The following is a 26,047-nucleotide window of genomic DNA, read 5'->3' as shown; positions in this document are numbered from 1 at the left end:
GGGGCCCGTCACGCATCCAGTGCCTGACGCATCTCGCCCAGTACCGCTTCCAGGGCGGCGGGAATCGCCTCGGGCGCATCGGCGTTCTCGGCGATGCGGCTGACCAGCGCACTGCCCACGATCACGCCGTCGGCGACCCGGCCCATCTCGGCGGCCGAGGCCCCGTCGCGGATGCCGAAGCCCACGCACAGCGGCAGGTCGGTCAGCTCGCGCAGCGGGGCCAGATGCTCGGCGACATCATCGGCATGGGGGGCGGCACCACCGGTCACGCCCTTGAGGGACACGTAGTAGAGATACCCCTCGCCGTGGGCACATATTGTAGCGGCCCGGGCGCGGGAAGTGGTAGGGGCCACCAGGAAGATCGAGGCCAGGCCCCGCGCCTTGAGGGTCGGGCCGAGGATGTCGGCCTCCTCCGGCGGCATGTCGACGATCAGCACCCCGTCGACGCCCGCCTCGCGGGCCTGGTCGGCGAAGGCCTCGAGGCCGATGCGCTCCACCGGGTTGAGGTAGCCCATCAGCACGATCGGCGTCTCGGTATCCTCCTGGCGGAACTCGCGGACCATCTCGAAGAGGTGCGAGAGCCGCACCTGGTGCTTGAGGGCGCGCTCGCAGGCCTTCTGGATCACCGGGCCATCGGCCATGGGGTCCGAGAACGGCACCCCCAGCTCGATGACATCGGCCCCGGCACGGACCAGGGCGTGCATGAAGCCCACGGTGTGCGCCGGGGCCGGGTCGCCGGCGGTGATGTAGGGAATCAGGGCCTTGCGGTCCTCGGCCTTGAGTGCGGCGAAGCGTTGGTCGATACGGTTCATCGGTGCCCTCAGAATTCGATGCCGTCGAGCTTGGCGACGGTCATGATGTCCTTGTCGCCGCGTCCGGAGAGATTGACGACGATGTTCTGGTCGGGGCGCATCTGCGGCGCCAGCACCTTGGCGTGGGCCAGGGCATGGGCCGACTCCAGCGCCGGCATGATGCCCTCCACATGGGTCAGCTCGCGGAACGCCTCGAGCACGGCGTCGTCATCAGCGGCCACGTAGTTGACTCGGCCCACGTCCTTCCACAGGGCATGCTCCGGCCCCACGCCGGGGTAGTCGAGCCCCGCCGAGATGGAGTGGGTGTCGGAGACCTGACCGCCCTCGTCGGACATCAGGTAGGTGCGGTTGCCGTGCAGCACGCCGCGCGGCGCGCCCGAAGCCAGCGGCGCGGCATGGCGTCCGGTGGCGACCCCGTCGCCGCCGGCCTCGACGCCGTACATGGCCACCTCGTCGTCCTCGACGAAGGGATAGAAGAGCCCCATGGCGTTGGAACCGCCGCCGACGCAGGCGATCAGGGCATCGGGCAGCCGGCCGAACTCCTCGAACGACTGGCGGCGCGCCTCGCGTCCGACCACGGCATTGAAATCGCGCACCAGCATCGGATAGGGATGCGGCCCGGCCACGGTGCCGATGATGTAGAAGGTATCGTCGACGTTGGTCACCCAGTCGCGCAGCGCCTCGTTCATGGCGTCCTTGAGGGTCCGCGTGCCGGACTCCACCGGAATGACATTGGCACCGAGCAGGCGCATGCGGTAGACGTTGAGCTTCTGGCGCTCGACGTCCTCGGCGCCCATGTAGACCTCGCACTGGAGGCCCAGCCGGGCGGCCACGGTGGCGGTGGCCACGCCGTGCTGGCCCGCACCGGTCTCGGCGATCACCCGCGGCTTGCCGCTCTTCTTGGCCAGCAGGGCCTGGCCGATGGTGTTGTTCACCTTGTGGGCGCCGGTGTGGTTGAGGTCCTCGCGCTTCAGCCAGACCTGGGCACCACCGAGCTGCTTCGACCATCGCTCGGCATGATAGAGCGGTGACGGGCGGCCCACGTAATGGGCCAGGTCATAGTCGAATTCCGCCTGGAAGTCCGGATCGTCACGAAGACTCAGGTAGGTCTTCTCCAGATCCTCCAGGGCGAAGCTCAGGGTCTCCGAGACGAACCGGCCGCCATAGGGGCCGAAATGGCCACGGGCATCCGGCAGTCGGGTCAGGTCACTGAACTTGCTCACGAAAGACACCTCACAGGGTCGCCAGAAGGGGTGTTTGGGATTGGAAGACGCGGTGGTGCGGGCTCAACCATCGGTGCGGCACTCGTCGGCGCGACGCACCGCCTGCCGGAAGGCCGCCATCAAGGCGGCATCCTTGCGCCCGGGCGCGGTCTCGATGCCGCCGGAGACATCCACCGCGTAGGGCCGGACCACCGCGATGGCCTCGGCCACGTTGGCCGGTGTCAGGCCTCCGGCGAGGATAACAGGTTTTGCCAGGCTTGCGGGGATTCGCGACCAGTCGAAGGTCTCGCCGGTGCCCCCCGGCAGGCCGGGACGATAGGCGTCGAGCAGCAGCGCGCGGGCCTGGTGATAGTCGCCAGCCGCGGCAGGCAGGTCGAGGCCGTCGCGCATGCGCAGGGCCTTGATCCAGGGATGCCCGGCGGCGGCGCAGATGGCCGGCGATTCCTCGCCATGGAACTGCAGCAGGTCGAGATGCTCGGCGGCCCTCGCCACCAGCTCCGGCTCGGGGTCGACGAAGAGCCCGACCCGGGTCACGAAGGCCGGCACCCGCGCCGCCAGCGTCGCCAGGCGCGCGAGATCCACGGCCCGCTGGCTGCCGGGCCAGAGCACGAAGCCCAGGGCATCGGCGCCGGCGGCCACGGCGGCGTCCACGTCCTCGGGGCGCGTCATGCCGCAGAACTTGATCCGGGTGCGCCCCGGGACACGTCCGTGCTCAGTCATCGCCGCCCTCCCCGGCCATGGCCGCCTGCGCCACCGGGCGGCCGCGACGGAACTCGACCATGGGACAGTCCGGCAGTGGCCGCTCGCCGGTCCACTCGCCCAGGAAGGCCAGCAGGTTGGGACCCAGCGGCTCGCGGGGCAGGCCCCACGCCTCGTCGTAGAGGGAGTCGACGAAGTGCAGGCCGCAGGCCGGGGCGGTGACATCCCCCAGGGTGCGATCCTTGAGCGCCAGCAGCCGCACCAGGTAGTCGGCGCCCTGCTCGCCGCGGCCCACCGAGACCAGGGCACCGACGATGTTGCGGATCATGTGATGCAGGAAGGCATTGCCCTGGACATCGACCACCACCAGGGGGCCATGCCGATGCACCTCGATGAAGTGCAGGTGACGCCAGGGGGTCTTCGACTGGCAGCCCGCGGCGCGGAAGCTGGAGAAATCGTGCTCGCCCACCAGCACCTGGGCCGCCACATGCATGGCCTCGGCATCCAGGGGATCCCGACACCAGGTGACATTGGCGCGCTCCAGCACCGGTCGACTGGGCTGATTGAGGATCACGTAGCGGTAGCGCCGGGCCAGGGCCTTGAAGCGGGCATGAAAGTCGTCGGGCACCGGCTTGACCCAGCGCACGGCGACGTCGCGCGGCAGGTTGGCGTTGGCACCGAAGACCCACGCCTTCTGGGAGCGCGCGGCCGGGGGGTCGAAGTGGACGACCTGGCGGGTGGCGTGGACACCGGAGTCGGTACGCCCGCTGGCGTGGACCTTGACCCGGTCACCGGCCACCCGGGACAGGGCCGTCTCGAGGGAGGCCTGCACCGAGGCGGCATGCTTGAGGCGCTGCCAACCGCAGTAGGCGGTGCCGTCGTATTCCACCGCCATGGCCAGGCGGCCGGTCAGCGGGTGATGTTCATCGAGCCGTTGAAAAAGGGTCATGCGCACGTCATGGCTGGTGGCGGTCGAGCAGTTCGCGGGCCTCCTCCCTCGCTCCGGCGTCATGGGACTCCTCGAGCAAGCGTTCCAGCAGGATCCGGGCCTCGCTCACCTCGCCGAGATCGATCAGGTGGCGGGCCTCAGCCAGGGTCGCCGGGGAGGACGCCGCGCCGGAAGAGGCTCCATTATCCCCGCCAAGGGGCGGAAACGCCACCTCCTCCACCTCCCAGCGGGAAGAGTCGCGGGACGGGGCGGCCGCGTCTTCGTCCGTTGCCTCCCCGCCTGCCGTGGTGAAGTCCACGCCCGGCTGCATGGGCGTCTCCTGGCGCACGGGCGCCTCCTCATCGAGGGATGGCGGGCGATAATCGATGATCTCGCGCCCCTCCTCGCTGGTGCGGCTTGTCACCTGAGGCATCGGCGGCTCCTCGTTCCCGGTGTCAGGCGTCGAGGAGGGCTCGCTCGACGGCCCGGGCGGCGGACCGTCGAACGCCTCGTCCCGGCCCGTCGGGACCGTCCGGTCACGCCCCTCGTCCTCGGCGCCGGCGTCGACCTCGGGAGGGCGGTAGCGGGCCAGGTCATCGGGTTCGCCGTTATCCGCCGCGGGCGCTTCCCGCGAGGCGCCGCGCGCGGCCTCGCCGTCGCCGTCACTCGCCGACTGGGGCTCCCTCGCCGGATGGGACTCCTCCTCACCACTCTCCTCACCATCCTCCTCCGCCTCGGGGGCATCGGGGTCACCGAAGACCCGTGGCGGCAGCTCGCTCGGCTCCGGGAAGACGGCGCGCTCGCCAGCAGGACTGTCCGGGGGGACGGCGGAGGCGGCATGACGGGCCATCAGTCGCTCCACCTCGGCCCGGGTCTCCGTATCCCCGGACTCCTGGAGCCGCTGCGCCTGCCGACGGGCCGCCGACCGGTCCCCCTGTTCCAGCTCCACCTTGAGCAGCTTCAGGCGCAGGTCGTCGCGCTCCGGCTCTCGTGCCAGTCCCGCTTCCAGCAGTTCGCGGGCCTGGTCGTAGCGGCCATAGGCGATGAAGATGTCGGCCTCGTTGATGGCCTCGGCCTCGGGCATGGAGGCCCGCACCGAGTCGACAGAGGGCCGCTCCGGCGCTCGGTGCGACCCCGCAGCGACCGAGGGACGCTCGGCCGGGGCGTCAGTGGAAGGCTCGGCCACCTGCACCTCGCCGAAGGGGAAGACCGGCTCCTCCTCCCGGCGTCGCCGCCGGCGCACCAGGGCCCACAGCGCCAGCAGGGCGGCCAGTCCGGCCCCGCCCAGCAGCAAGGGCCGCTCGATCGCGCCCTGGTAGAGGGCGCCCCACCAGGGCGGGGACGCATCGGCGGGCTCGCTGCCGGGCGACACCACGCCACCGGCCCCGGCGCCGTCGACGCCGCTGCCGCCGGCCGTCAGCGCCTCGACGCGCCGGCGCAGGGCGGCGAGCTCGCCACGCAGGTCGCCGACCTCCGCCTCCAGGGCGTCGCGCTCGGCCTGCACCGCGGCCAGCGCGTCCCGGTTATCCTGCCAGCGCCGTTCGAGGCGCAACAGGCGCTGATCCTCGCTCAGCTCGCCGGTGCCGGTGCCGGTGATGGTCGCGAGCACGGCGGGATCCAGCCGCTCCCTCGGGGCCGCCTGCCAGCCATCGCCCTGCCCGCCGTCGCCGGCATCGGCCCCGCCGCCGTCACCGAGGCCGGCGGCCGCGGCCTCCGCCTCGGTGAGCAGTGTCAGCCGGGGGCCGCTTGCGGCGGCATCGGCACGCCGGGTGGCGCTATCCGCCGCCTCGTCGCCGGCCGCGAGGGGCGCCGCCTCAGCGGCCGGCGTCTCGGCCCCGGCCACGGCCGTCGGCTCGGCTTCCGCCGAGAGCGGTACCCGTGCCGGCGCCCCGCTGCCGCGATTGGCCCAGGCCTGGTTCATGGCCTGGACGAGGTCGGTCGCCGCCTCGGACGAGCGGGAGGCGATGGCCTCGCGGGGCGGCACCACGAGGGTGAACCCGGCGCGCATCTGGTTGATATTGCCGGTGGGAAACACCTCGGGGTTGGCCTCCACCAGGGCCAGCATCATCTGGTTCATGCTGATGCCGCTGTCCGGACGCAGGCGGCCGGCCACCGCCCAGAGGGTGTCCCCGCGGCGCACCCGGGCGGGGTCCTCCGGATCGGCGGGCGTCGAGGGCGCGGCGGCCCGGCGGCTCGCGGGAGTCGACGCCGAGGGGGCCTGGGTGACCCGGCTGGGACGCGACGAGCCGATCAGCACCGGCATCGAGGCGTAGTCGGGCGGGTCGAGCAGCAGGGTCACTTCGCGGAGCTGGCGCCCGCCCGGCCAGTCGAAGCGCAGCAGCAGGTCGAGCCAGGGTTCGCGCACGGCACGCTCGGTGGCGAGGTCGAGCACCAGTTGCCCCTGGCGACGACTGACCTCGAGGTGGACACTGGCCGCGAGCGGCGTGCGCGTCAGACCCGCGGCCTGGAAGGCCCCCGGGTCGGCGACAGTGGCATTGAGCAGGCCGGCCTGCAGGCCCGCCGCATCGGTCAGCGGAATGCTGGCACGCAGCGGCGCATTGAGCGTCGAGCGCACCTCGACATCGCCCAGCCCCAGCGCCAGCGCCAACGGGCTGGCGGCGGAAAGCGAGAGCAGCATGGTGAGCGTCAGCTTGCGATTCATGAGTTCCCTTGCGTCCTGTCAGCGACCATCCCTCCGGCGACGCGCCGATGGCAACCAAGGAGATGGCATGATCTCTGTGTATCATATTCCACTCGTTGGCGTGCTACGCATGACGCAGGACACGCCTCATGCTTTCAACGTACTTCATTCATGTGCGAGACGCCCGCCTCGTCGCTCACGCAACCTTCAGCGGAGGCACGTCCACGCCCACGTCGGGCCCGGGCTGGCCGACGCGGGCGTGTTGCAAGGTGGATCGGTGACTGGCGGCCGGCCAGGCAGCCAGTTGATACGCTCCCGCGTGGCGCCGCAGACGGAGCAGCGCAGGTGTCGCAGCCACCGCAGACAGGGGAATTGGGGGGCCGACGCAAGCCGGATCAACGGGGTGACAGTATCGGAAGGGCTGGATCGACGGGGCCGGGCTCTTCACGCTGAACTGCGTAGAGCCCTTTCAGGCAGAACCATTTGTAAGCCCCGTTGTGGGTCCTGCGTCGAGACTCGCCGGCTGAAGTCAGCGCGAGTCGCAATCAGGCACTTCGCTATCGAAGCTGGTCTTGAAAAAGTCTTCCGGGACGAAGCGGGCCTCGGTGATGATCAGGTTCTTTTCGGCATCCCAGACCATGTGACGCTCCCAAACCAGCTCGCCCTCCGGCGTAACCTCGAGAACACGCCCACCCTCCGCTTCGGTGAGGAGAATGTTGCCATTCGGCAAGGTTTGATGCTTCCCGCGACGCCAAGTATAGAACGGCACCTCCTCCGAGCCCGCGAACAGCGTCTCGACGTCCGCGCCGTCGACAGGACGAATCCGGCGAATCTTGCTGGCCCCGGTGCCGGTGCCATTATCATAGACGGTGATCCTACCATCGGGCTCGAAGTCGGGGTCGTGCTGCTTGAACCACGGGCCATGTTGCCACCATTTCATGCGCCCGCTCTCGGGGTCGACGACGGCGACGAGATTGAGCTCCCTGAAACTGATGAGGACGTCACCGGCCTCGAACATCGGGAAGGCACTGGCCATATCACTATGCAGGGGCTCGGCATCGTTGATGTGGAACGGGTCCAGCAGGTAGCTGATCTCACCGCTGGCGTCTTCGGGGCTGCGCGTCCGGATGTTGAACATGGCCTGTTGCGCCCCGTCATCGACGGTAATCATGTCCTCTTCGACATCCAGCGTATGCAGAATCTCACCGGAATCTTCGTCGATCCAGGCCACGCCGTTTTTCAGGAGGGTGACGAGGCGCCCTTCGCCATCACGCGAGATGGAATGATGAAAAATGCCATTCCGCGTCCAGATTGGCTTGCCACAGGCATCGATGCGGGCAATGGCATTACCCCCATCGAATGTCAACGCAAGGGAGCCGTCCTTGAAGACCTCCATCCCATGCAGCATGACATTCTGGGGTTTACGCTCACTATCGAGCCATTCGTAATGCACCGGCCATCGGTGCACTTCCTCCCCGGCTCTGTCATACAGATGGACCACATGGAATGACTCATCCTGCTTCTCGTTCAGCCCCGCAACGAGGACATAGCCGTCATTGGACATACTCTGTCCGCCTGATTTGCCACGATCCGGCCCCGTATTGGCACCGCCAGGATCGACCAAGTGCCGGGTGGGCTCCAGTGCAAGGTCATTCTTCCAGTTGGATGCGACATCGATCAGCGTCTGCTGCGCCAGCTTGATCTGCGGAGCCGGAAACCAGCCTCGCATGGATGAAACGGTGCCATAGACCATGGCAATGATCGCCAGCGATACCACGAACACGATGAGACCAATACGATCAAAAAACGATGATTTCACTGAGTAGACTTCCCTATTGTCCGCGGGATCGGGTTATAGCGCCCGCTCGAGCAGCGCAGCATGAAGCTCATTGGCACGTCGCACGAGATCAGCCGAGGCATCCGGCAATGGTGGCGGAGAGGCCGGCGCGCGAAACATGCTGGACGCCGCGACAAAACGTTCCCGATCATTGATGCCAAGCGCTTCAGCGAGTCGTGGAAGCTGAATATCGGGACGACTACTGAGCGCAACATGGTCGATAAAAACCGCCTCCGCCGGGGCGGTATGCAGAACATGTTCATAGGCGGCGATCCAGTAGCGCAGCCAGTAATCGACATGCTCTGCCCCCTCCGCACTCTCCGGGGCACCCGAAAAGGCGATAGGCCTGAGGGCGGCACCAAACTCGAAATGCCCTATCCCCTCCATGTACTGTTGCGCGAAGCGATCGCGGGCATGGAGATCGCTGAAACGGCTGTGCTGCCGTTTCAGCGATGCGACCTGTGAGGCTGGATCGCGGATGGGGATCAGTATCTGCGCCTCAGGAAAGGCGGCAGAAAGCAGCGGCAATCGCGCAATACTGGCGTTGTTCTTCGACACATAGCGTTTTGCGTCAGGCGTGCTCGCCACGAGTTTCTGCATATGACGGGAGAGGAACGCTTCGAACTCGGCATCCCGATCCGATACCTCCCAGAGCCTGATACACTCATTTTCGTAGTGCTCGCGCCAAAAGGCCATCCAGATCATTTCCTCGAAGGCCTCGGGGCTGTCGAAATCAACGGCGATTCCATCACCATGGGCACGTTCGGCTTTCTCGCCAGCCTTGCGGAACATGCTCGAGAAACGCCCCCAAAGTAGCGGCGCCATGGTGAAGGGCATGTTGCGATAGGTGGTGGAGGCGAATTCTTCCTGCTGGGCCAGCAGCTCCAGCAGGATGGTCGTCCCGGCACGTGGCAGCGAGGTAATGAAGAGCGGCCGTCCGGTTGGGGTCGCTGCGACCTTGTTCCGCCATAACCGATCCTCGATCGACGACAGCGTGATCTGCAGCCCCGGCGAAGAAAAAGCGTAATTGTGCAGCGCCTTGTCGAGTGTCGAATAAGGCACTTCCTCACGGGCGGTTTCGCCGTCCTCCTTTGCAGCGCTGGATCGCCCACCCAGTTTGCCGAGAATGATCCATAACGCGACGGCGCCAACGGACGACCACAGGATGAAGGCCCCACTCGTGGCAGTCGCCAGCGCCTGATCGAGACTGAACAGTCCGAACAGCTCGCCACCCGCCACCATGAGCGCCGCGCTCAAGCACGCCACCAGGCTGATGGCGACCAGGATCACGAAGCTCTTCAATAGTGACAGCGAGGCGCGCTGGACGCGTTGCTCCTTGTCATCGTCGCTCAGATCAGGGTCTGTGATCACGCCGATCGCATCTTGTGCGGTCCTGACGGCATGGGAAGCGTGGCGCTGTACTTGCAACCCGCGCAAGACGGCGATAAAGGCGATGAGGCCCGCAACGAGGGCTACCACAGCCATCAGTGGGTATTGCCCGAGTCGTCGATGCCATCACGTGAGTCGGTCGCGACTCGCGCATCACCAGTATGCGCCGTGCGCTTCTTCCGCATCACGCGCTTCAGCGGGTACCAGACGAAGCCGACCACGGCCAGCAGGATCGCCGCGATGACCGCGACCATCGTGCCAATCGCGGTAAGGCCAGCCCCCGGTCCGACATAGGCAAGCGCCGGAACGGTGTATGCACTGGCAGCGACGAACAACAGACAAGCAAGGCGGGAAGCCCGTGTGAACATGGTTTCTCTCCCTTGAAATGGACTAGGTCACCCTGCGAATAGATAGCGATTTATTTTATGGTCAAGCTAGTTAATGGACACTGGCGGTGAATGACGGGTTCCCGACGCCCCTGGCAAAAATGTTACTGAATCGTAACGGAATTTTCGGGAGCCCCTCTCCCTCGATCCGGTGGCCAGCCGAGTCCCGCCCAACGAAAACGCGGGACGCCCCGTGAGGAGGCGTCCCGCGTCTGGCGAAGCAGGCCTGAGGCCGTATTATTGCTCGCGGAGGATCTTGAGCATCCGCTTCAGCGGCTCGGCGGCCCCCCACAGCAGTTGGTCGCCGACACTGAAGGCGGACAGGTACTCGCCGCCCATGGCCAGCTTGCGCAGCCGGCCCACCGGCACGTCCAGGGTGCCGGTGGCGGCGGCCGGGGTCAGGCCGTCGATGGTGGCGTCCTTGTCGTTGGGGATCAGCTTGACCCAGTCGTTGTGGGTGGCGATGCGCTCCTCGATCTCGTCGAGCGGCACGTCGTGCTTGAGCTTGATGGTGAACGCCTGGCTGTGGGAGCGCATGGCGCCGATCCGCACGCACAGGCCGTCGATCGGCACCGGGTTGTCCTGCAGGCCGAGGATCTTGTTGGTCTCGACGTTGCCCTTCCACTCCTCGCGGCTCTGGCCGTTGTCGAGCTTGGAGTCGATCCAGGGCAGCAGGCTGCCGGCCAGCGGCGCGCCGAAGTTGTCGACCGGGAAGTCGCCGCCGCGCATGGCCGCGGTGACCTTGTGGTCGATGTCGAGGATGGCGCTGGACGGATCACGCAGCTCACCGGCCACGCTGTCGCGCAGCGTGCCCATCTGGTTGAGCAATTCACGCATGTGCTTGGCACCGGAGCCCGAGGCGGCCTGATAGGTCATGGAGGTCATCCACTCGATCATGTCCGCCTCGAAGAGCCCGCCCAGGCCCATCAGCATCAGGCTGACCGTGCAATTGCCACCGCAGAAGGTCTTGGTGCCGCGCGCCAGCTGCTCGTCGATCACCTTGCGGTTGACCGGGTCGAGCACGATGGTGGCGTCATCCGCCATGCGCAGGGTGCTGGCGGCGTCGATCCAGTAGCCCTTCCAGCCACCACCACGCAGGTCCTCGTAGACCTTCTTGGTGTAGTCGCCGCCCTGACAGGTGATCACCACGTCCAGGGCCTTGAGGGCCTCGATATCGAAGGCATCCTTCAGCGGAGGCACGTCCACGCCGACGTCGGGCCCGACCTGGCCGACCTGGGAAGTGGTGAAGAAGACCGGCTCGATGCCCTTGAAATCCCCGTCTTCCACCATGCGCTGCATGAGCACGGAGCCCACCATGCCGCGCCAACCGACGAAACCGACTTTCAACATGTGAAGTCCTCCAGAAAGAATGAACCCATTAGTATACAGGAAGCGGTGCCGCTCATCAGCGGCCAAGCTCGGAGAGGGGAAGCGTCAGCGCATCCACCGGAGACGCTGCCACCGTAATGGATGCGCTCGCAAGCTCGCTTATCCCCCTACTGCGCTTCGAAGGCCGCCAGCACGGCATCGCCCATGGCCTCGGTGGTCACCGTCTCGGTGCCGGTCGAGGCGATATCGGCGGTGCGCAGACCGTCGTCGAGCACCTGGCCCACGGCGGCCTCGATACGCTCGGCCAGCTCCGCCTCGCCCAGCGAGTAGCGCAGCATCATCGCCACCGAGAGGATGGTCGCCAGCGGGTTGGCGATGTTCTGGCCGGCGATGTCCGGGGCGCTGCCGTGGCAGGGCTCGTACATGCCCTGGCCGGACTCGTTGAGCGAGGCCGAGGGCAGCATGCCGATGGAACCGGTGAGCATGGCCGCGGCATCCGACAGGATGTCGCCGAACATGTTGCCGGTGACCACCACGTCGAACTGCTTGGGCGCACGGACCAGCTGCATGGCGGCGTTGTCGACGTACATGTGCGACAGCTCGACGTCCGGGTACTCCGGCGCCAGCCGCTCCATGACCTCGCGCCACAGCATGGTCACCTCGAGCACGTTGGCCTTGTCGACCGAGCAGAGCTTCTTGCCGCGCTTCTGTGCCATCTCGAAGGCGACCCGGCCGATGCGCTCGATCTCCGCCTCGGAGTAGACGTAGGTGTTGTAGCCGACCCGCTGGCCGTCACGCTCCTCGATGCCCCGCGGCTGGCCGAAGTAGATGCCGCCGGTGAGCTCGCGCACGATCATGATGTCGAGCCCGGCGACCAGCTCGGGCTTGAGGCTGGAGGCCTCGGCCAGCTGCGGGTAGAGCAGCGCCGGACGCAGGTTGCCGAACAGGCCGAGCTCCTTGCGCAGGCCCAGCAGGCCCTTCTCGGGACGCTTGCCGATGTCCTCGAGCTTGTCCCACTTGGGCCCGCCCACGGCGCCGAGCAGGATGGCGTCGGCGGCCCTGGCCTTGGCCAGGGTGCTCTCCGGCAGCGGCGAGCCCTCGGCGTCATAGGCGGCACCGCCGACCGGCGCCTCCTCGACCTCGATATCCAGCCCGCGGGCCTGGCAGGCGGCCAGCACCCGGCTGGCCTGGGCGGTGATTTCCGGGCCGATGCCGTCGCCCGGGAGAACCAGAATCTTGCGTGTCATCGTGTCTTCCTTGTGTCCTCATAGCCGGGCAACGAAGAGGCGCCGGGGGCAGGCCGAAGAGGAGGTCCTACGCCATGGATGGCGTCGGTAGCGCCCAGGGATGGGTTCACAGCGCCTCCTCGCAGGCCTGCCGCCGGATCAGCCCCGTACCCGGCAGGTAACAGCGAGAATACGTCAGGCTTGCGCCCCATCGCGGAACAGCCAGGGCCGCGCCTCGCGATGCTTCTTCTCGAAATCGCGAATGGCATCCTCGTTCTGCAGGGTGATGCCGATATCGTCGAGCCCCTCTAGCAGGCAGTGCTTGCGGAACTCGTCCACCGAGAAACCGAGGATCTCGCCGGACGGCGTGATGACGCGCTGCTGTTCGAGGTCGACATCGAGGCGATAGCCCTCGGTGGCCTCGACTTCGGCGAACAGCCGGTCGACGACGCTTTCGGGAAGCGTGATCAGCAGGATGCCGTTCTTGAAGGCGTTGTTGTAGAAGATGTCGGCGAAACTCGGCGCGATCACCACCCGGAAGCCGAAGTCGGCCAGCGCCCAGGGCGCATGCTCCCGCGAGCTGCCGCAGCCGAAATTCTGGCGGGCCAGCAGCACACTGGCGCCCTGGTAGCGTGGCTGATTCAGCACGAAGTCGGGATTGAGCGGACGATTGGACACGTCCTGGCCCGGCTGGCCCTCGTCGAGGTAGCGCAGCTCGTCGAAGAGGTTGACGCCGAAGCCGGTGCGCTGGATCGACTTCAGGAACTGCTTGGGAATGATCAGGTCGGTGTCGACGTTGGCGCGGTCCAGCGGCGCGACCAGGCCGTCGAGGCGTTCGAATTTCTGCATGGCTCAGGCCTCCTGCTGCTGGGTGGCGTCGTTGGCGGCGTCGCCGAAGTCGCGAACGTCGACGAAGTGGCCGGCGATGGCGGCGGCGGCGGCCATCGCCGGGCTGACCAGGTGGGTACGTCCGCCGTAGCCCTGGCGCCCCTCGAAGTTGCGGTTGGAGGTCGAGGCGCAGTGCTCGCCAGCGCCCAGCTTGTCGGCGTTCATGGCCAGGCACATGGAGCAGCCCGGCTCGCGCCACTCGAAGCCGGCCTCGAGGAAGATCTTGTCGAGGCCTTCCTCCTCGGCCTGGCGCTTCACCAGGCCAGAGCCCGGCACCACCATTGCCAGCTTGATGGAATCGGCCACCTTCTTGCCGCGGGCCACCCTGGCGGCCTCGCGCAGGTCCTCGATGCGCGAGTTGGTGCAGGAGCCGATGAACACCTTGTCGAGGCGGATATCGGTGATCTTCTGGCGGGGGGCGAGCCCCATGTACTCCAGTGCCCGGCTGATGCCCGTGCGCGCGGTCTCGTCGGCGGCCTCGGCCGGGTCCGGCACTTCGCCGCCGATGCCGGTGACCATCTCGGGGCTGGTGCCCCAGGAGACCTGCGGCTCGATCTCGCTGGCCTCGAGGGTCACCACCTTGTCGAAGGCGGCGTCGGCGTCGGAGACCAGCTCGCGCCAGTCGGCTACCGCGGCCTCCCACTGCTCGCCGGCGGGGGCGTAGTGACGGCCCCTGAGGTAGTCGATGGTGGTGTCGTCGACGGCGATCAGGCCGACCCGGGCCCCGGCCTCGATGGCCATGTTGCAGACCGTCATGCGGCCTTCCATGGACAGCTCACGGATGGCGCTGCCGGCGAACTCGATGGCATAGCCGGTGCCGCCGGCGGTACCGATCCGGCCGATGATCGCCAGCACGATGTCCTTGGCGGTGACGCCGGCACCGAGCTTGCCTTCCACACGCACCTGCATGTTCTTCATCTTCTGTGCCAGCAGGCACTGGGTGGCCAGCACGTGCTCGACCTCGGAGGTGCCGATGCCGTGGGCCAGAGCCGCGAAGGCGCCATGGGTAGCGGTATGGGAGTCGCCGCAGACCACGGTCATGCCCGGCAGGGTAGCGCCCTGCTCCGGGCCCACCACGTGCACGATGCCCTGACGCGGGTCGTTGATGCGGTATTCCTCGATGCCGAACTCGTTGCAGTTGTCGTCAAGCGTCTGCACCTGGATCAGCGACACCGGATCCTCGATGCCGGCATTGCCCTCGGCACGCTCCTTGAGGGTGGTCGGCACGTTGTGGTCCGGGGTCGCCAGGTTGGCATCGATACGCCATGGCTTGCGCCCCGCCAGGCGCAGGCCCTCGAAGGCCTGGGGTGAGGTCACCTCATGGAGCAGCTGGCGGTCGATATAGATCAGGGCGGTGCCGTCGTCGCGCTCCTTCACCAGGTGCTGCGACCACAACTTGTCGTAGAGTGTCTGGCCTGCCATCTCGTTCTCCCGGGCCTGCGGCCCTGCTATTCATGCTTAATCCGGTCGACCTTGGAATCCGCTAATGACTCTGTGCCCCCGGCATAGTGGCTTTCCCGGCGGCAGGCCTACGAGGAGGCGCTGTGAATTCTTCCCTGCACGCTACCGACTCCTTCCCTGGAATCGGACCTCCTCTTCGACCTGCCCCCGGCGCCACTCGGGCGAGTCGTCATCCTTAGTCTTTTTTGGACCTCGGCGCTTTTCCCGCAGTGTCACGCGACGAGCACATAAAAGCAATTCATGTTATTTATTCAATGGATTCCTTTCGGGAATACTTGTCGAGCCCAAGAGGACACGCCATGGATACCCAGAGCCTGCAGGCCTTTCTCGCCGTGGCCGACACCGGCAGCTTCTCCCGTGCCGCGGAGCAGCTGCACCTTACCCAGCCCGCGGTGAGCAAGCGCATCGCCGTGCTGGAAGGACAGATCGATGCCCGGCTGTTCGACCGCATCGGCCGCCGGGTGGCGCTCACCGAGGCCGGCCGGCTGCTGCTGCCCCGGGCGCGGCAGATCCTGGTGATGGTGGACGATAGCCGCCGGGCGCTGGGCAACCTGGAGGGGCGGGTGGCCGGCAGCCTGACGCTGGCCACCAGCCACCATATCGGCCTGCACCGCCTCCCGCCACTGCTCAAGACCTATACCGGCCGCCACCCGGAGGTCCGGCTGGACCTGCACTTCCTGGATTCCGAACAGGCCTATCAGGGGGTGCTCGACGGCGAGCTGGAGATCGCCGTGGTGACCCTGGCGCCGCACCCGGACACCCAGCTCGAGGTGGTGCCGGTGTGGGTCGACCGGCTGTGCTTCGTCTGCGCCCCGGACCACCCCCTGGTCGGCCGCGGCCGGCTGGTGCTGCATGAGCTGTGCGACTTCGACGCCGTGCTGCCCGGCCCGCTGACCTTCACCCGTGGCCTGATCGAGGGCCGCTTCGCCGCCGCCGGCCTAAAGCTCCCCGTGGCGCTCTCCACCAACTACCTGGAGACGCTGAAGATGATGACCGCCATCGGCCTCGGCTGGAGCCTGCTGCCGGAGGGCCTGGTGGCCGGGGAGCTGTACGTGCTCGAGGTGGATCATCCTCCGATCCAGCGCCCCCTGGGCTACCTGGTGCATCGCAGCCGCACCCTGTCCAACGCCGCCCGGGCCATGCTCGAGCTGCTCGATGAGGCCCGGGAGGAGGACGCGCGGCACTGGCCGGGGTGATTCCGCACAGACCCCGGCGCTTGCTAGAGGCGATCCGACGACTTGCTTAGGATGCTATGCTTTCTGCCGCTTTCCTTCTCTCTCGCCCGTCGACCAGGAACCTCGCCATGTCCGCCCAGACCGCCGATGCGGCCTCGCCCGAGGTCGCCCCCCGCCACGCCCTGGCCGGTCTGGCGATTCTCGTCGGCCTGCTGTCGCGGATCGCAAGCCTGGCCTGGTGGCCCGCCATCGAGGCACTGACCGGCCCCGCGCTGTGGCTGGGCACCGCCTTGCTGTGGCCCGACCTGCCACGGCGCAACCGTCGCCAGGCGGGGCTGCTGGCGGGCATCGGCCTCGGCCTGCTGCTGGTCGCGACGTTCGGCTACGGCGCCCGGGTCGACTGGTCCAGAGTGCTGGACGGCAACACCCAAGTGGTGGCCATGCTGGTGGGAGTCAGCTTCATCGGCCTGATCGGCAACCTGCGGGGCCAGTCGCGTCCGCCCGGCCATCCCGTGACCGGGCGGCGCGGCCTACTGGGTACCTGGCTCGGGGTGCACCTGCTCGGCTCGATCCTCAACCTGTCGACGGTGTTCATGGTGGGCGACCGCCTGGCCCGTCGAGCACCGCTCACCATGCCCCAGCTGCTGGGGCTCAACCGGGGACTCTCCAGCGCGGCGCTGTGGTCGCCGTTCTTCGCCTCCATGGGTATCGTCATGACCCTGGCGCCGGCGATGGACTACGCCACGGTGCTGGTCCACGGCCTGCCCCTGGCGCTGTGCGCGGGCCTGGTGACGATGATCGAGCTGCCCCGGCGTTTCGACCTGACCGACACCGCCGGCTTCTCGATGGCGCCGAGGAGCCTGCTGCTGCCGGTCGTCATGGCGGCGCTGGTGATGGGCTTCCACTTCGGCCTGACGCCGGCGCTATCGATCGTCGCCATCATCACCTTCCTGATGCCGGGCACGGCGCTGGCGACCAACCTGATTCACGGGCCGCGCTGGACCCTGGGGCGATTGCATCGTCACACCCTGACCCGGCTGCCCGCCATGCGCGGCGAGATATCGCTGTTCCTGTGCGCGGGGCTACTGACCCTGGGGCTCTCGACCCTGGCCGACGTGGCCACCGAGGGCGGCTGGACGCTGTTCGAGACCTTCGGCGCCGGCGAGGCAACGATCAGTTTCCTGGCCATCTTGGCCAGCGCCGTGGCCGGACTGCACCCGATCATCGGGGTCTCGGTGCTGGCCTCGGTGCTCGAGCTGGCGGATGGCCAGCAGACGCTGTTCGCCTTCACGGCGCTGGCGGCCTGGGCGGTGGGCACCAGCGTCGGGCCGCTGTCGGGGATCAATCTCTCGCTGCAGGGACGCTACGGCGTCAGCGGCACCCGAATGATGCGCGAGAACCTGCGCTATGCGCTGATCATGGCGGCCCTGGTGGTGGCAGGCATCCTGGTGATGGCCTGACTCGGCGCCATGCTCGCCAGCGCGTGAACCCCGCCATCACCGGCGACACCCGCCATCACCGGCGACACTCCTGCCCGGCGGCGGTGAAACCCTCTCCCAGCCCCGCCGCCGCTGCCGACGGTCCCGCCCGATGCACCCCACTGTCGGTATCTCGACGACGAGCCGCCGATAACGCCTCATGGTCAACAGCTGCGCCAACGGCACACGGCCGACTTCCCGACAAGGTCATGCAAGCCGGGGCCGCTCGCATGGCAAACCGGCGACCCATCGGTCGCGTGCGACCTGGAAGCCACCTGCTTGCCGATCCTGCTCGATGCCCTGCTCAGCGCGCCGTATAAGGAGGACGGCCCGCATCGCCTTCCTGCTACGGCCACCTGCCTCAAAAGTAGCCACTCCTCGCCTCACGAGATACCGGGGGCGAGACGTGCCTGAACGGGTCGCCGCTCGGCCATCAGCAACCCGGTGCGCATCAGATCGTAGTACTTGCCAGTCACCACACCCGGTTCGGGACTCGCCCAGCCCGCGGGTGGATCACGCCGCTCCGCCCAGGCCAGCAGCGCACCGGGTACGTCGGCGCCGGCCTCGGCGCTGAATGGATAACCGCCCCCGAAGCGGGGGTTCATCTCCAGCAGATGTCCTCGCTTCCCGTCCCAGAAGACGTCGCAATCCAGGTTGCCCACGTGGCCCAGGGCTTCACCGATTCGCCGTCCGATCTCGACCAGCGCCGGGCACGCCTCGGTGATCGCACAGTCGGTCTCACCCGCCCGCATCGACAGCTTGCGTCGGACTAGCGTGGCCTGGTAGCGCCCGGCCAGGTCGTTGATCACGTCGAGTCCGTATTCCAGCCCCGGCAGCGCCTCCTGAATCAGCAGGCCGGTCGCCCGTTCAGCTTCCACCGGCCGCCCCCGGCTCGCCTCAACCAGGTCGGCCCGTCGCCAGACCAGCTCCAGTTCCTCACGCCCCGTCACCCGCTCGATGCCGATCGAGGCCGTGCCCCAACGCGGCTTGACGAACAGGGGGAACGTCAGGTGCCCCTGTGATAGTCCCGCAAGGGCATCCGACAGCCGTGTATAGGTCGTCGCCGTCGACACTCCCGCCTCCCGGGCGAAGCGCACCGTGGCCAGCTTGTCGGCCGCCTTCGCGACCACCTGCGGCGACGAGACCACCACCTCCACTCCGACCTGCTGGAAGCGGTCGCGATGTTCGGCGAGCACGGGCAGCTCATGGTCATTGAGCGGCACGACCAGCTCCACGTCCTCCGCCAGACACAGCGCCAGCAGGCGGGTCACATAGCCCGGATCGCTTATGGGGGGCACGACGATTCCCTTGTCCGCCGCATGGAGAGCGATGGCGTGGGGGCTGCTGTCAGCGGTCAGCACCCTCCCCCGCCCTTGGAGGGCTCGGCGAAAGTACTCGACCAGATAGTGGCGCCGTCCGGCACAGGTCAGCAGTATATTCAATGTCTCAGCCCTCAGTGAGGTCGGCGGCAGGCTGGCGATAGCCGGCCAGCAGCGCGTGATGATCATCAGCCGCCTTCAGTACCCGGCCATGGCGATCGACGAGCGCCGGCACTGGCACGATGAATGGCGGCGTGTAGTTCAGGGAGTAGGCGCCCCGGTTCGCCGCGACAATGAAGTCACCCGCCTCGAGGCGGGACGCCTCGAAGGCCTCACAGATCACGTCATGCTCCATGCAGGTATTACCGACCAGCCGATAGCGGCGCAGCGACTCGGCCTCATGCCGGCGCGGGGTCACGGCCCGCAGCGAGGGACACGTATCGCTGCGGGTCGGATTGATGCCGTTGACGTTGGTGTCCAGCAGCGCCTGCCACCCCCGGCGACGGCGGCGCACTTCCATGACCGGAGCCACCAGCACCATGGTATCGGCGATCATCGAGACGCCCGGCTCCACGACCAGGCGCAGCGAAGGCGAGGGTGCATAGCGAGCCATGGCGGCACCGATCTCGGCGGCATACTCGTCGAGCTCGGGCACCGGGAACGGGAACTGGGCTTTCAGCGACTCGGGCATCCGCCCCAGCAGCCCGCCGCCGATGTTGAGAGTCTCGAGGGGATGCTCGGCCATCAGCTCTCCGGCCAGCTCGCACAGCCGACGCAGACGTTCCACCGGATCCCGGACGCCTCGCGCGCGACAGGTGGCATGGCAGTGCAGGCTCACCAACTCAACATTTCCGATCGCCGCCAGCGCCGCCAGCACCCGCTCGAGCTCACCGCTTTCAACCTCGAAGCCAAAGCGGCTCTCCAGTTCCGGGTCGGGGAAATTGAGACGCAGTCCAATGCGCACACGCGTGAACTCCCCCGCCAGCCGTGCCAGCCGGCGGACCTCCTCGAAGCTGTCCAGGTTCACCTGGCTGCCATCCCGCAGGGCCCGGCGCAGGTCCGCCGTGCGCTTGATCGGACCGTTGAAGATCAGCTGCCGTCCGGGCAGGTGCTGACGCGCTACCTCGTACTCGAAGCGGGACACCACCTCGGCCAGACCTTCGTGGCGCGACAGCCAGCGGCCGATCGGCGGCATGTAGTTAGCCTTCATGGCATAGGCCACCTCGCTTCGCGGCCACTCCCGCCTCAGCCCATCCCGGAGCCGCCGGTAGTTGTCGGCAAACACCTCCTCGTCGAAGACGTAGAAACTGCCGCCGAGTCGAGCCGAGAGTCTGGCCAGCCAGGCATGGTCAAGGCGCATCTCTGGTTCCCCTGTGCAGGTGGAAGAGTTTCTCGGGAAGGCCTCAGGCTCATCCCTGATCGGGGCGATAGAGCCGCTCGCCGGCCGGGCGATACCACTCCTCCAGGCTGACCGGCACTCGGGCGTTGTAGCCCAGCACCTGGCGGGACAGCGGCGACAGCGACCGGCCGTACGCCTCGCCCAGCATGCGGGCATAGTCCATGGCAGGCTTCACGAAGGCCCGGCCATAGCCCACGGTCAACGCCACCCGGAGCTCCGGCCCGGGAATTCTGGTGCCCTGGTGCCAGAGCGCCGAGTTGAACAGCACCACCGAGCCGGCCGGCCCGAGCATGCGCTCGTGGCAGCGCTCGAACTCCTCGACCTCGGGGGGAGACGTCCGCGTATGCGACCCGGTCAGCACCCGGGTGGCATTGTGCGGGGTGAAGTCATCGCACATCACCAGCATGTTCAGCTTGAAGGGATAGCCGGGAATCACGGTGCGCACATCGCGATGCAGCTTGTGCACGTAGGTGTTCAGCCCCGGGAAGCCGCCAATAGGCGTCAGGGAGTGACATATATAGGGCTCGTCATCGAAGTAGCGAGCGATATAGGGATGGAACAGGTGCATGTGGATGTAGCGGTCGATGCTGTCGCCGGCGCCCAGGCAGTGGTGCCCCGTCCCATCGCCGGAGGCGTTGACGCCGTTGCGCACCTGCAGGGCCTGACAATGCGCGATCCACTTCAGGCAATCCTGTCTCAGTAGGCGGGTGAAGGCCGGCGATAGCGCACGCTCGAACACTACCCAGCCGTCGCGCCGAATCCGGGTGTCGAACTCCTCCACACTCATCGACGGTTCGGCCTCCGGCCCCCCCTCGCCGGCGACTCCTCCCTCACCTGTGCTCAGTGCATGATGTCCTTGCATGTTGCCCCCCCTTCCTCTAGCCCGTACGGTCGACTGCCGCCCGTGATCGATGATGGCCTGCGCCCCGAGCCGGCTTCACGCCTCCCCCACTGTCAGGCGCACGAAGACCTGCCCTTTCTCGTCATCATGTGCCAGCACCCGGAATCCCTGGCGCCGATAGAAGCGCAAAGCCGGGACGTTGTCCTCACCCACCCAGAGCGTCAGATAGCGATAGCCCCGCTGCCGGGCCTGGGTCGCCACGCACGCCAGCATCGCTTCGGCCAGCCCCAGGCCGCGTCCCTCGGGGGCCACCACGAAGAGTGTGATAAAGGCGCTGTCGAGCGCCGGGTCGAAGGCATAGAAGGCGCAAAACCCGCCCAGGTGCTCATCCAGCGTCAACAGCACGAACTCGCCTCGCGCGACGACTCGATCGAGGTAGGCGTCGAGATCGACGCCGCGAATCAGCGCCCCTGCCTGGCGCGCCTGCTCTTCACGCACCAGTCGACGCAGCGGAAGCTCCCAGCCGGCAATCTCGCCCGGGCCGGCATGCCAGATTCGCGAGCTGTGCATCATCAGCGTCATGGCTATCTCCTCGGTCTCCGCCGCCCCATGGCGTTGCCGTTGCCCTCACCCGAGGCTTTACAACAAACAAACACAAGTCCACACGAACACTATTTTTGCATACAAACTATTACAAATAGTTACACTTCACCTGGCCTGTTGCCAGGTGGTATTGCTAATGCATCGGCATAGGAAAAAAGGATTAGAGGGTCGTTTCAAACAAGAGACATCGGTCTCTGCCAGTGGATCTTCGGCGTCCACTGTAGGAGGGTACGGCCAGGCGTTCCGTTATGGCCTGATGCTGCCGCTGCCCCGCAAGAGCAGCGAGCCGATCACCGCCCGGGGCGCGCAGGAGGCTCGCCGCGGGGCAACCGGCTCACTGTCCGGTTGCCCTGCCGGCGTCGCTCGGAGGATGCCTGAGACTCAGCCCAGGGGGGCGCGCACGAAGTAGCGATGGCCGCATTGGTGACAGGGCTCGATACGGGTGATGCCCTCGAGCTCGACGATGGCGTCGCAGTGGGTGCAGGCCATGCGGCCGGGGGCCGCCATCTCGCCGGCCGTGTAATCGGCCCGTGAAGCCTCCAGGTCCTCCTCGAGGCGCTCGCGCTCGACCAGGCTGCGGTCGGCGATGGACAGCAGCGACTCCACCACCTTGCGGGAGAGCATCGAGAGGTCGATGCCTAGCCAGCTGGCCACGCCCTCGCCGCCGGCGCCCAGGTAGCGACGCATCTCCTTGAGGTCGCGCTCGACCCAGGCACGCAGCAGCGACAGCTCGTCCCGGGTGAACTCTTCCACCTCCGCCTCGAACTCCACGGCCTCGTCGAGTTCCTTCTGCAGGTTCTCCCGGTTGAGCTCGCCGGCGCCTTCCTTGAGACGGGACAGCACCCGTTCATAGGCGTCCTTCAACCGATGGTCCTGATGCTGCGGTTCCTTGTGCTCGCTCATGCTGGTCTCCTCGTGTCCGCACTGGGCCTGGTGGCCACAGGGCTAGCGCTTAGCGTTGTCACTCGGGGCTGATCCGTCGACAAGCCTTCAAGGAGGCGCTGTGAATACCTCCCTGTACGCTACCGACGCCATCCCTGGCGTAGGACCTCCTCTTCGGCTCGTCCCCGGCGCCCCTCGCCAGACCCAACTGCGATAGCCCTGCTGGTGGGTGGCCAGGCCACCATAGCCGAGGCCTGCCGTGCTGGGGTATCCTTGCGACCCAACGGTTCTTCCATTTAGACGACATGCCCGACGGCGAATCAATGGGTTCCCCGCCTCGACGGGGCGAACCCTGACGCCGGACAAGGCCCGCTGACATGCGCAGCGCCCCGGGCGCTGCTCTCGACTAGCAAGGTACCCGAAGACAGCGATGGACGCACAATACAAGCCCTTTGACACCGAACGCGACGCCCAGCACTACTGGGACAAGAACCAGTGCTTCAAGGCGGTGGAAGACGCCGGCCGCGAGAAGTTCTACTGCCTGTCGATGTTCCCCTATCCCAGCGGCAAGCTGCACATGGGGCATGTGCGTAACTACACCATCGGCGATGTCGTCTCCCGCTATCAGCGGATGCAGGGCAAGAACGTCCTGCAGCCGATGGGCTGGGACGCCTTCGGCATGCCGGCGGAGAACGCCGCCATCAAGAATCAGGTGCCGCCGGCGAAGTGGACCTACCAGAACATCGACTACATGCGCGACCAGCTCAAGGCGCTGGGCTTCGCCTACGACTGGAGCCGTGAGTTCGCGACCTGCGACAGCGACTACTACCGCTGGGAACAGTGGTTCTTCACCAAGCTGGTGGAGAAGGGGCTGGTGTACAAGAAGATGTCCACCGTCAACTGGGACCCGGTGGACCAGACCGTGCTGGCCAACGAGCAGGTCATCGACGGCTGCGGCTGGCGCTCCGGCGCGCCGGTGGAGCGCAAGGAAATCCCGCTGTGGTTCCTCAAGATCACCGACTACGCCGAGGAGCTGCTGGCAGACCTCGACAAGGTCGACTGGCCCGAGCAGGTCAAGACCATGCAGCGCAACTGGATCGGCAAGTCCCGGGGCGTGGAGCTGGCTTTCGACGTCGCCGACCATGAGGACAACGCCCTGGAGCCGCTGCGGGTCTACACCACCCGCCCCGACACCCTGATGGGCGTGACCTACGTGGCCGTGGCGGCCGCTCACCCCCTGGCCCGCGCCGCGGCCGAGGGCCAGCCCGAGCTTGCCGCCTTCCTCGAGGAGTGCAGCCATGGCGGCACCTCGGAGGCCGAGCTCGCCACCATGGAAAAGAAGGGCATGAACACCGGCTACCAGGCCGTGCATCCCCTCACCGGCCGTCGCGTGCCGGTCTACGTGGCCAATTTCGTGCTCATGGAGTACGGCACGGGCGCGGTCATGGCGGTGCCCGCCCACGACCAGCGGGACTGGGAGTTCGCCAACCAGTATTCGCTGCCCATCGAGCCGGTGATCGCCGAGGCGGATGGCCGGGCCCCGGACCTCAGCCAGGGCGCCCATGACGACTACGGCGTGCTGATCAACTCCGGCGAGTTCGATGGCCTGGATTTCCAGGCGGCCTTCGACGCCATCGCCGCCAAACTGGCCGAGCAGGGCCACGGCGAGGTCAAGACCCACTTCCGGCTGCGTGACTGGGGCGTGGCCCGCCAGCGCTACTGGGGCGCGCCGATTCCGGTCAAGTACGGCCCCGAGGGCCAGACCGTGCCGCTCACCGACGCCGAGTTGCCGGTCGAGCTGCCGCTGGAGGTCACCGTGGACGCCTCCGGTTCGCCGCTCAAGAAGATGCCCGCGTTCAGTGACCTGGGCGACGGCTGGGTGCGCGAGACCGATACCTTCGACACCTTCATGGAGTCCTCCTGGTACTACGCGCGCTTCGCCTGCGCCGACAACCCGGAGGCGATGCTCGACGAGCGCGCCAACTACTGGCTGCCGGTGGACCTCTACATCGGCGGCATCGAGCACGCCATCCTGCACCTGCTCTACGCGCGCTTCTTCCACAAGTTGATGCGCGACTTCGGCCTGGTGGACTCCGACGAGCCCTTCCAGCGCCTGTTGACCCAGGGCATGGTGATCGCCGAGACCTTCTACCGGCCCACCAAGAACGGCGGCAAGGACTGGTTCAACCCGGCCGATGTGGTGGTGACGCGCGACGACAAGGGCCGGCCGCTGAGCGCGGTGCTCGAGAGCGATGGCCAGCCGGTGGAGATGGGCGGCATCGAGAAGATGTCCAAGTCGAAGAACAACGGCGTCGATCCCCAGGCGATGATCGACCGCTTCGGGGCCGATACCGTGCGCCTGTTCATGATGTTCGCCGCGCCCCCCGAGCAGTCCCTGGAGTGGTCCGACTCCGGCGTCGAGGGGGCCCACCGCTTCCTCAAGCGCCTGTGGCGGCTGGTGGCCGAGCACCTCGAGGCCGGCACGCCCGGCGAGCTCGACATCGCTGCCCTCGACGACGCCCAGCGCGAACTGCGTCGCAAGACCCACGAGACCATCAAGAAGGCCAGCGACGACATCGGCCGGCGCACCACCTTCAACACCGCCATCGCCGCGGTGATGGAACTCACCAACGCGCTGGGCAAGTTCGAAGATACCAGCCCGCTCGGCCTGGCCGTGGCCCGCGAGGCGGTCGAGGCCTGCGTGCTGCTGCTGGCGCCGATCACCCCCCACGCCTGCCACGCCCTCTGGGCCGAGCTCGGCCATGACGAGCCGGCCATCGATGCCGCCTGGCCGGCCCTCGACGAGTCGGCGCTGGCCCGCGACACCATCGAGCTGGTCGTCCAGGTCAATGGCAAGCTGCGCGCTCGCCTGGAGGTCCCGGCCGATGCCGACAAGGCGGCCGTCGAGACCCAGGCCATGGCCGCCGAGAACGTCCAGCGCCATGTCGAGGGCAAGACAGTGCGCAAGGTCATCGTGGTGCCCGGCAAGCTGGTCAACATCGTCGTCGGCTGAGGGCCGGAAAGGAGCTTCCATGCAACGTCGCACCCTGCTTCGCCTGAGTCTCGCCGCCGGTGCCTCCCTGGCACTGGCCGGCTGCGGCTTCCACCTGCGCGGGTACGGTCGGTCCGCCCTGCGCCTCGAGGCACTGGCCATCGCCGGCAGCGAGGGCGAGTTCCGGCGGGTGGCCACGGAGCGGCTCGAGGCCGCCGGCACCCAGGTGCGTGACGACGCCCCCCTGGTGCTCAACCTCGGCGCCGGGGAGTTCGTGGAGCGCGGCCTGAGCGTGCTCGACTCGGGCAACCAGGAACACGAGATGACGCTGCGCGTGCCCTTCTCGGTCCAGCGACGCGCCGATGGCGCCTATCGCCTCGACCAGCAGACCCTGGACGTCAGCGAGCGCTTCGACGTCAGCGAGGACAACCTGCTGGCCGGCGACGAACAGCGCGAGGCGGTCAAGGAACGGCTGCGCCGCGAGGCCGCCCGCCAGCTGCTCGACCGCCTGCGCCCGCTCGCCGAGGCATGAAGGGCGT

At 67.4% G+C, this 26,047-nt stretch carries 21 protein-coding genes; 4 read left to right on the top strand and 17 right to left on the bottom strand.

Annotated features, from left to right (window positions below):
• Positions 1–8: 8 nt before the first annotated feature.
• From trpA to leuC, 12 genes are all read right to left on the bottom strand, one after another.
• Positions 9–812: a tryptophan synthase subunit alpha gene (trpA, locus tag FHR97_RS02170; RefSeq protein WP_183382117.1), complete on the bottom strand. Its 804-nt coding sequence runs from the start codon at positions 810–812 to the stop codon at positions 9–11.
• Positions 813–820: 8 nt separating this feature from the next.
• Positions 821–2,035 (bottom strand): tryptophan synthase subunit beta, encoded by a 1,215-nt coding sequence (gene trpB / locus FHR97_RS02165; protein WP_183382116.1) that lies wholly within the window; start codon positions 2,033–2,035, stop codon positions 821–823.
• A 63-nt stretch (positions 2,036–2,098) separates the two neighbouring features.
• Positions 2,099–2,755, bottom strand: coding sequence for a phosphoribosylanthranilate isomerase (locus tag FHR97_RS02160; protein WP_183382115.1), 657 nt, complete (start codon positions 2,753–2,755; stop codon positions 2,099–2,101).
• Positions 2,748–3,683 (bottom strand): tRNA pseudouridine(38-40) synthase TruA, encoded by a 936-nt coding sequence (truA, locus tag FHR97_RS02155; RefSeq protein WP_183382114.1) that lies wholly within the window; start codon positions 3,681–3,683, stop codon positions 2,748–2,750. The genes FHR97_RS02160 and truA overlap by 8 nt, the downstream gene beginning before the upstream one ends.
• Before the next feature lie 7 nt (positions 3,684–3,690).
• Complete coding sequence (locus FHR97_RS02150; RefSeq protein ID WP_183382113.1) at positions 3,691–6,324, bottom strand: type IV pilus assembly protein FimV; 2,634 nt, start codon at positions 6,322–6,324, stop codon at positions 3,691–3,693.
• Between the two features lie 508 nt (positions 6,325–6,832).
• Positions 6,833–8,122, bottom strand: a complete 1,290-nt coding sequence (locus FHR97_RS02145) for an arylsulfotransferase family protein (protein ID WP_183382112.1) — start codon at positions 8,120–8,122, stop codon at positions 6,833–6,835.
• Between the two features lie 33 nt (positions 8,123–8,155).
• Positions 8,156–9,625, bottom strand: a complete 1,470-nt coding sequence (locus FHR97_RS02140) for a sulfotransferase (RefSeq protein ID WP_183382111.1) — start codon at positions 9,623–9,625, stop codon at positions 8,156–8,158.
• A complete protein-coding gene (locus FHR97_RS02135) occupies positions 9,625–9,897 on the bottom strand; it encodes a hypothetical protein (RefSeq protein WP_183382110.1) in 273 nt (90 codons plus the stop codon). Before FHR97_RS02135 ends, FHR97_RS02140 begins: the two co-directional genes overlap by 1 nt.
• A gap of 255 nt (positions 9,898–10,152) precedes the next feature.
• Positions 10,153–11,265, bottom strand: coding sequence for an aspartate-semialdehyde dehydrogenase (gene asd, locus FHR97_RS02130; protein WP_183382109.1), 1,113 nt, complete (start codon positions 11,263–11,265; stop codon positions 10,153–10,155).
• Between the two features lie 146 nt (positions 11,266–11,411).
• Positions 11,412–12,491: a 3-isopropylmalate dehydrogenase gene (leuB, locus tag FHR97_RS02125; protein WP_183382108.1), complete on the bottom strand. Its 1,080-nt coding sequence runs from the start codon at positions 12,489–12,491 to the stop codon at positions 11,412–11,414.
• A gap of 174 nt (positions 12,492–12,665) precedes the next feature.
• Positions 12,666–13,319: a 3-isopropylmalate dehydratase small subunit gene (gene leuD / locus FHR97_RS02120; RefSeq protein ID WP_183382107.1), complete on the bottom strand. Its 654-nt coding sequence runs from the start codon at positions 13,317–13,319 to the stop codon at positions 12,666–12,668.
• A 3-nt stretch (positions 13,320–13,322) separates the two neighbouring features.
• Positions 13,323–14,780: a 3-isopropylmalate dehydratase large subunit gene (leuC, locus tag FHR97_RS02115; RefSeq protein ID WP_183382106.1), complete on the bottom strand. Its 1,458-nt coding sequence runs from the start codon at positions 14,778–14,780 to the stop codon at positions 13,323–13,325.
• Positions 14,781–15,118: 338 nt separating this feature from the next.
• Between leuC and FHR97_RS02110 the strand changes: the two genes are divergently transcribed.
• Together FHR97_RS02110 and FHR97_RS02105 are read left to right on the top strand one after the other, a co-directional pair.
• Positions 15,119–16,015: a LysR family transcriptional regulator gene (locus tag FHR97_RS02110; protein ID WP_183382105.1), complete on the top strand. Its 897-nt coding sequence runs from the start codon at positions 15,119–15,121 to the stop codon at positions 16,013–16,015.
• Between the two features lie 107 nt (positions 16,016–16,122).
• Positions 16,123–17,454 carry a hypothetical protein gene (locus FHR97_RS02105; RefSeq protein ID WP_183382104.1) on the top strand — a complete coding sequence of 444 codons (1,332 nt, stop codon included), beginning with the start codon at positions 16,123–16,125 and terminating at the stop codon, positions 17,452–17,454.
• 401 nt (positions 17,455–17,855) lie between these two features.
• Here the strand turns inward: FHR97_RS02105 and FHR97_RS02100 are convergent, their stop codons facing one another.
• From FHR97_RS02100 to FHR97_RS02080, 5 genes are all read right to left on the bottom strand, one after another.
• Positions 17,856–18,980 (bottom strand): ATP-grasp domain-containing protein, encoded by a 1,125-nt coding sequence (locus tag FHR97_RS02100; protein ID WP_183382103.1) that lies wholly within the window; start codon positions 18,978–18,980, stop codon positions 17,856–17,858.
• Positions 18,919–20,151: a type III PLP-dependent enzyme domain-containing protein gene (locus FHR97_RS02095; protein WP_183382102.1), complete on the bottom strand. Its 1,233-nt coding sequence runs from the start codon at positions 20,149–20,151 to the stop codon at positions 18,919–18,921. Before FHR97_RS02095 ends, FHR97_RS02100 begins: the two co-directional genes overlap by 62 nt.
• 49 nt (positions 20,152–20,200) lie before the next feature.
• Positions 20,201–21,052, bottom strand: a complete 852-nt coding sequence (locus tag FHR97_RS02090; protein WP_183382101.1) for a phytanoyl-CoA dioxygenase family protein — start codon at positions 21,050–21,052, stop codon at positions 20,201–20,203.
• A 75-nt stretch (positions 21,053–21,127) separates the two neighbouring features.
• Entirely contained in the window at positions 21,128–21,613 is a 486-nt protein-coding gene (locus FHR97_RS02085) for a GNAT family N-acetyltransferase (protein WP_183382100.1), read from the bottom strand.
• 402 nt (positions 21,614–22,015) lie between these two features.
• On the bottom strand, positions 22,016–22,537 hold the full coding sequence (locus FHR97_RS02080; RefSeq protein ID WP_183382099.1) for a zinc ribbon-containing protein: 522 nt from the start codon (positions 22,535–22,537) through the stop codon (positions 22,016–22,018).
• A gap of 409 nt (positions 22,538–22,946) precedes the next feature.
• Here FHR97_RS02080 and leuS point away from each other — a divergent pair, with 409 nt between their 5' ends.
• Complete coding sequence (gene leuS / locus FHR97_RS02075) at positions 22,947–25,529, top strand: leucine--tRNA ligase (RefSeq protein ID WP_183382098.1); 2,583 nt, start codon at positions 22,947–22,949, stop codon at positions 25,527–25,529.
• 19 nt (positions 25,530–25,548) lie between these two features.
• A complete protein-coding gene (locus tag FHR97_RS02070) occupies positions 25,549–26,040 on the top strand; it encodes an LPS-assembly lipoprotein LptE (protein WP_183382097.1) in 492 nt (163 codons plus the stop codon).
• Positions 26,041–26,047 lie beyond the last annotated feature (7 nt).

Source organism: Halomonas stenophila, from assembly GCF_014192275.1.
Lineage (GTDB): Bacteria > Pseudomonadota > Gammaproteobacteria > Pseudomonadales > Halomonadaceae > Halomonas > Halomonas stenophila.
This window is presented reverse-complemented; position numbering and strand designations above follow the sequence as displayed.